9 protein-coding genes are annotated in these 6,471 nt (G+C 43.2%); all 9 read right to left on the minus strand.

Translation table 11 applies throughout. The features are described from left to right. Positions 1–278: 278 nt before the first annotated feature. Entirely contained in the window at positions 279–758 is a 480-nt protein-coding gene (locus IH879_17345) for a DUF2062 domain-containing protein (GenBank protein MCH7676688.1), read from the minus strand. 140 nt (positions 759–898) lie between these two features. Beyond that, positions 899–2,326 carry a UDPGP type 1 family protein gene (locus tag IH879_17350; GenBank protein MCH7676689.1) on the minus strand — a complete coding sequence of 476 codons (1,428 nt, stop codon included), beginning with the start codon at positions 2,324–2,326 and terminating at the stop codon, positions 899–901. A gap of 107 nt (positions 2,327–2,433) precedes the next feature. After that, a complete protein-coding gene (locus IH879_17355) occupies positions 2,434–2,721 on the minus strand; it encodes a DUF1049 domain-containing protein (protein MCH7676690.1) in 288 nt (95 codons plus the stop codon). A gap of 135 nt (positions 2,722–2,856) precedes the next feature. Then, positions 2,857–3,636, minus strand: coding sequence for a hypothetical protein (locus IH879_17360; protein MCH7676691.1), 780 nt, complete (start codon positions 3,634–3,636; stop codon positions 2,857–2,859). 30 nt (positions 3,637–3,666) lie between these two features. Further along, positions 3,667–3,939: a hypothetical protein gene (locus IH879_17365; protein ID MCH7676692.1), complete on the minus strand. Its 273-nt coding sequence runs from the start codon at positions 3,937–3,939 to the stop codon at positions 3,667–3,669. Positions 3,940–3,987: 48 nt separating this feature from the next. Next, positions 3,988–4,233, minus strand: coding sequence for a carboxymuconolactone decarboxylase family protein (locus tag IH879_17370; protein MCH7676693.1), 246 nt, complete (start codon positions 4,231–4,233; stop codon positions 3,988–3,990). A gap of 4 nt (positions 4,234–4,237) precedes the next feature. Continuing rightward, entirely contained in the window at positions 4,238–4,474 is a 237-nt protein-coding gene (locus tag IH879_17375) for a hypothetical protein (GenBank protein MCH7676694.1), read from the minus strand. A 734-nt stretch (positions 4,475–5,208) separates the two neighbouring features. Next, complete coding sequence (locus IH879_17380) at positions 5,209–5,544, minus strand: hypothetical protein (GenBank protein MCH7676695.1); 336 nt, start codon at positions 5,542–5,544, stop codon at positions 5,209–5,211. 263 nt (positions 5,545–5,807) lie between these two features. Further along, positions 5,808–6,471 (minus strand): ABC transporter permease (locus IH879_17385; GenBank protein ID MCH7676696.1); only part of this gene is annotated, 664 nt, incomplete at its 5' end.

Raw genomic sequence — 6,471 nt, forward strand, 5'->3', positions numbered from 1 at the left:
TTAAGTTCGAGGAGGGTGGCGATTTCTTCAAAGATAGCGGAGACTTGTTTTTTGTGCATTGATGATCTGATGCTTAGCAAAAGGTGTGATGAAAAGTAACTGCGATTTCTTTAAGTCGTTTTAAGAAATGCGGTGCCATTGTCAATATGTTAAAATGCTAAAGCCATGTCAAGGAGAAAATAGTGCGGAAGGAAAGTTTTGTTAGTTAGCTATCGTAGTTAAGAGTGAAATGAAAAGCAAGCTCAACATTTTTTAATACCTTTTAATTTATGATGACTTCATTGGGGATCCGCCAACTTAAAAGGTAGTCTTTTTACTAGCGGAAGCAGGAGGTAATATAGAATTGCAACGAGTATAGGCGCCAGTATGCACCAAACAACAACGGCATGGAGCGTGGTGTCCCACAAAAATTTGATTGCCGCCCAAACATCTTCTTTAATCATTCCAACCACTTGACTCGCTGATAAACTTAATGGCTCTGCGTGAAACACAAATTCGCCCGCCCGGTAGAATGGAATCAAGAGAATTATTTGTAGAGGATACACCAAATAATTTACTAATTGAATGGCGGGATGATTAAGACGAAATAAAATTGCCGCAATGGCGCAAAGTATTGTCGTTGCGCCAGGGACCGGGATCACTCCTAAAGTAGCCCCAAGGGCAATGCTCAAAACGATTTTTTGCAGGGAGATGCCCTGATTTAACAGGTCGATGATTGGCTTGACAAATTTTCGCTGCCAAAAATCTCTAAATTTCATGTCAGCCTAAGACCTCTGAGCCAAGCTTGGCTGAATTCGAGGCCAATTTTGAACTAGCGACCATTGGAGAAATTATAGTAGAGAAAAAACCGCCAATTGATTCTGGATAGTGAGATGCGCTGTGGGTTTATGTTATTATACTAAACCAAATACAAACTTCCATCAAAACTCAAATCGGAATTCACTTTTTCAGCTAATTCCTTTGCATCCATGGCAAAAAGAGGGGTGATTTCGATTTCGCTTTGGACATTGCCTTGAGTGTCTTTGCGAACGGACACACCGGCTTTTTCCAGCCATGAACCGAATTGGTTTATCATGTCACGGCGTGCAGTCGCAGGTGAGGCGTTGCCGTCTGCGTTTTTAACCGGGCTAAATTCATTTTCGCGTTTGACTTCCAAAAAAACCGCCCTTTCAGCGTCTGCCAACGCATCAAAAACGAAAGTCTCGAATTTGTAGCCATTCGGTTCACCTGGGTGCACCAGTTCGCCAGTGTCATTCAGATAAGGGATTTTTTTGTGCGCCAGATGCCAGGGAAGACGCAAGCCGCCTTTGTTCTCCTTTTCAACAAAATCGACGTCGAGGATATGGGTTGCGATGTTACCGGCACGGAATTTCAGAGTGCCGTCTGAGTTGCGGGCAGTTTGTTGTTCTGCGGGCAGGTCGCTGTACTCGATAACTCCCAGCCGGCCATCAATTTTTCCCAACACACCGACTTTTTCCTCCGGGTCGGTTTTAGGGACAATCTTGGCAGACATTTCTGCTTTTTTCAGAATATGAAATCCCAGAAAAATTGGGTCGCAAATTTTTGTTAAAACATTGTCCACCTGAAAATAAAAAATCAGATCGGCGCCGCGTTTTTTCAGGTCTTGCAAGGCGCCGCTATTCTTAAGCGCCGATAGCGAACCGCCGTGTCCATTGGGATTTCTAAAAATATTATCTTTGGCATCTAAGATTAAGCGGCCATTGTCGTCCAAAGCCGGAATCATCTCTTGTTTGAAAAGCATGACATTTTGCGGCTGCAAACCAAAGTAACTTTTACTTTCAAAAAAATCGACGGTCTGTTGGTGATTGGTTTCACTGGTCATGATGTACCACGGAATGGTCGATCCATGTCTTGTGGATATGGCTAAAATTTTTTCCGCATGCAGTTGAAACAGGCTCTTTTTTTTGATTGGAGTGACCGGGAAACTTCCTTTGGGGCCATCGAATCCAAGCCGGGTGCCCTGACCCCCGGCTACCAAAAAAGCTGCGACTCTTCCGGCTTTCAAGGCTTTTTCTCCGATTTTTTTAGCGTTGTTAAAAGTCTCGACTTCGTCGGGAGTTTTTGGCAGGGAAATGAAATCAGCGGGTTCGAGTGTCTGTTGTGTAGAGAGGCTTTCAGTCGACTGAACGAACTTTTGATTTAGTGAGTTCACCAATTCTAAATCTATTTTGCCCAGTTGAGCCAGCAGCTTCGTGCGCGATTCCAGGCCAAGTTCATTCCAGAACCTGAAAACATGCCCCTGGCCGGCGTCGTAAACAGCGTCAATTATTTTTTGTTCGTCGATATTGTTTAAAACAATTCGCATCAGGTGCAATTCCTTTTAAAACCCGCATCACTTATTTTAGCGTTATCGGCGTTTGTAGACAGTTTATTCAGTTTGTAAGTCGAATTCAGGATGCAATTGAATTGGCTTCAAGGGTTGGTCTCAGTTCCGGCAGGCGTTTCCTTATTGGTGTTTTCTTCTTGTGGTTCAGGACCTGGCGAGGCTTTAGCTGCTTTCTTTTTACCCTTTTGATAGGCCATGTGGGTGAGCCAACCCATAACCCAGCCCAAAAAGACCGAGGATAAAACCAGAATCAATTTTGGCATCTCAAGCGGTTCCCAGAAAAGGACTTTAAACTCAACATCACCCATATTTTGAAATAAAATAATCGCAAACAAAACACCAACTACAATTATGACAATTGTTTTAGGTTTCATGAGAGTCCTTTCCTCCTTGAAATACAGGTTTGAACACAATAAGCGAAAATTAGCCTAACGCTCAGGAATTTAAAACACACTTACCTGCAAATTAAGAAATTTGTATATGAAATGTCAATCACTTTTTGGGGGGTGTCAGGCTTGATTCAGAGAAATAGTTTTTAATTCGGAGAGGGAACTGCCGATTTCAAGCTGGAAAGTGTAGTCGCCTTTGCGAAGCTCTTCATTTTCGTTGTCTCTGCCGTCCCATTCCACAGAAAAATCCCCAGGTTCGTCAAAGTGCTTTTCAATGAGCCGCACAAGCTTATCCGTACTATCATAAATTCTAATAGTGACGTTTTCAGGTTCTGACAATGAAAAGTAAATATTGAATTTGAACTCATTGCGTGTTTTTAAAACTGTAAAGGACTCACTTGATTCAGTGACGACTCTTACCGGTTTTTCTAATCTATGAGGAAGAGCGTTAGTAAAATCATCCTGCGAAGATTCTTTTCTGCCTGGTGTGAGTTTTTTTTCGAGAAGAGAGCTCGAGTCTATTTTACCGTCTTTAAAAAAGACCAGCAAAGAGCCGGTAAAATCATCCGGGTTCCACTTTGATTGCATGGCGCTTGGAACCGTGAACCTGACAAATTTTGTGATTAAGTCGTTCTGGCTGTCGGCTTCGGGATCATAAGCAGTTTGAGATTTCAGCTCTTTAATAAACTGCTCCCAAAGCTCCGCTAATTTTGAAAAACGGCCCTCCATTTTCTTTACGGAATTGCTAATTTGAATCCGCTGATTCTCGAGATCTGCCCGGTCGCCATTGCTATTTATGTTAACATGAAAATTCGCCAGCGCCCGTATTAACTTGATTTGGTCGGACAATTCTTTGGTCAAATTTTGCACTTCTTCAAGTGGTTCTTTAAAATTAATCATCAGGGTTTCCATCGTTGTAAAAGTTTGAGTTCAATTTTTTGGATTCCCTCTTCCTTGAAGCATAAAATCTTCTAAGTCGATGCCGAGTGCATCTGCCACCCGGTTAATATGATTAAAATATCCGGTTATGTGTGCGATGTCAAGAATGTCCTCATCGGTGAAACCATGCTGCCTTAATTCCGCTACATTGGTTTCTTTAAGCTCATCAGCTTTAAAAGTCATTTGTTCAACAAACTCCAGCATTTTTCTGGTTGCGGCGTCAAGCTTGGCCTTGCTGAAGTCTGTTTTAATTGCGGCAACCAAATCGTCGTCATGAGTCTCCGTACGCAGATCCTCTGCGTGTGCTTCAATTCAGTATCGGCATTTGTTCAGAACCGAAACCGTCACGGCGATCATTTCCCGCTGCGCCCGGCTGAGCCCGGAAGGGCCATGCATGAGCTGGATATAAAATTGCATAAAAGTCCGCATGATCTCCGGTTTCAGGCTGGAAATCTTGACGATGTTGTAAACCCGGCCGGCACGTTTAACTGCGGCATCATACTGTTGTTTCGTACTTCCGGTAGCCTCATTTTCTGCAACCGTTCTTATCCAGGCCATTTGGTCACCCCTCTAAATCGAGCGTCTCCTGCGTCGGCAAAATATTGATTGTATTCGCATATTTGCGGATTCTTTCAACCTCTTCTTCGGTGAATAAACGCCAGCCGCGGATGTCTTTGTGGGCAACGTCTTCTACCTTTTTTTCTTTCAGCCATCTAAACCAGGTCGCTTTGCTAATCCCGATGATTTTCAGGGCTTCGTTGGTTCGGTAGAATCGCTTCCCTTCGATTTCGACAGGCATAGTAGTCTCCAGTAGTATTAAATAGTATCAAGACGTCTTAAATATAGTAATGAAAATCCTAAAGTCAAATAGTTTTTTATGACGAAATATAAAAAAACGGTGTTTGAAGAAGCCGGAGGAGACGGAAAGATTTCTCCTTTTTTAAACTTTAATATTATAATTCAAAAAACAATTTAAGTACTAAAAATTTTGATTATGTCGTAGGGCCGCTCCGGCTCCTCGCCCCGTGGGATAAGTACCTCTTGTTTAACAAAAATTTACCTCCCCTGACTATCCAACGGGGCGAGGGATCCTGCGCGGGCTTCAAGCGCCTCCTCCCGACTTCATTATTATATTATTTAAGGAAAGTCGGGACGGGGTCGCTCTCCGCAACGTTTGGAGTTCAAGTTTGGTGTTCAAGCTTTTAGTTTGCATTATTCATGAATTCTCATGAGGTATGTTCGTAGTACAGCCTTTAGGCTGCCAATGAGCACGCTAAAGCGTGAACTACAAACTATGTCATCTCTACTTTTGACAGCTTTCTTATTGTTGTTTTGTACCTAAAACGCAGGTTCATGAATAATGCAGGTTAGTTGTCTTGGTTTTATTTTTGTATGTGCTTCTCATGTTTTTATTGCTCAATGCTTTCCCTCCCAGGCGGGAGCTTCGGGAAGGAGGTAGTGAGATACTGTCATTTTGCAGAAGTCTAAAACTTTAATAAATAGGCTGCAAAAAAGACCGAAATTATCTCAAAGTCAGCGACTTGATTTTGATTCGTCAGTATCTTGAAAAGCCGTTGGCAGAATGTTGAAGGGGAGAAATTTGATCAGAATAGCCAGCAGGACCGAGCCAAAAGGCACCATAAAAATAGCCAATGCAGGAACGGTTTTACAAATATCAAGAAGTTGAGACTTGACCAAAGCTTTTTCTTCGGGCGTGAGGGTTTCGCCGGAGCCCCATTTTACCATTAACTGGTACAGCTCTTTAGTCTGGCGAATTTCCTGGTAGATTTTATCCCGGTTTTCTAAAACCGTTTTTTTTATTTTGATGGAAACGGATTTCGAGAGCCGGGTTGCCCGTCTAACTACCATTGAACTTTATAGTGTTGTCGGTAAACTTTCCCATTTTTTGCAAGAAAATGACTGAATGACCCCGACGCTTCGGGGAATGTCAATATCCGTCATTAGGTCATTAGGTCATTTGTCCCGAAGCGTCGGGACGTCATTTTAGACAGCAGCAAGAATTCACCTCTGTCAATGACAGCGAAGCGTTAATGACTACTGATAATAGCCCCGTGGTTTAGATAGAGCACGACAAAGCGGGTAATTACATTTGCGGCTTCGCCGCGTTAGGTTTACTCCCACTTGAACAATTTCACTGAGATTCCAAAACACACAACCATCCAAATTGATAAAATACCCATTTCAGGCAAAACGTCGGAGAAGGAAAGACCGTTGTTGAAAATGCCGCGGAGGGATCTGACTAAATGAGTGAGAGGCAGGAATTCAACCAGCGGCTTGAGAAATTTCGGCATCCCGTCAACGGAAAAATAGACGCCGCTTAAAAAAACCATGGGTAGAAAAAGCGTGTTGGCGATTCCAGAGGCGGTTTCGGTTGTGTTGGCGATGCTTGCTACGAGAAATCCAAGCGCGATAAAAGCCAGCATCCCGATTGTCAGGACTAAGAAAAAATCAACAAGGTTGCCAATTATCTGGACATTAAACACGGTTGTGCCCAATATAATGAGAAGAGAAGCTTGCACCAGAACGATGAAGTAGCGATTTATAATTTGTCCGCCGATAAAAATCGGTTTTGGCAGCGGCGTGACGGAAAGACGCCGCAGCTTGCCCTTTTCGCGATAAGCCACCACCACCATGCCGATGGAGAACAGACTGGTGGAAACCACGCTCATGCCAATCAGGCCGGGAAGCAAAAAGTCAACATAACTTTGTGCTGTTCGTATCGGTTGAATGGCTCGTTGAGTTATCCGAATGGGAGGTTCCACATTTATAAGCTTC

The sequence above is a fragment of the candidate division KSB1 bacterium genome, from assembly GCA_022562085.1.
Classification (GTDB): Bacteria; Zhuqueibacterota; Zhuqueibacteria; order Oceanimicrobiales; family Oceanimicrobiaceae; genus Oceanimicrobium.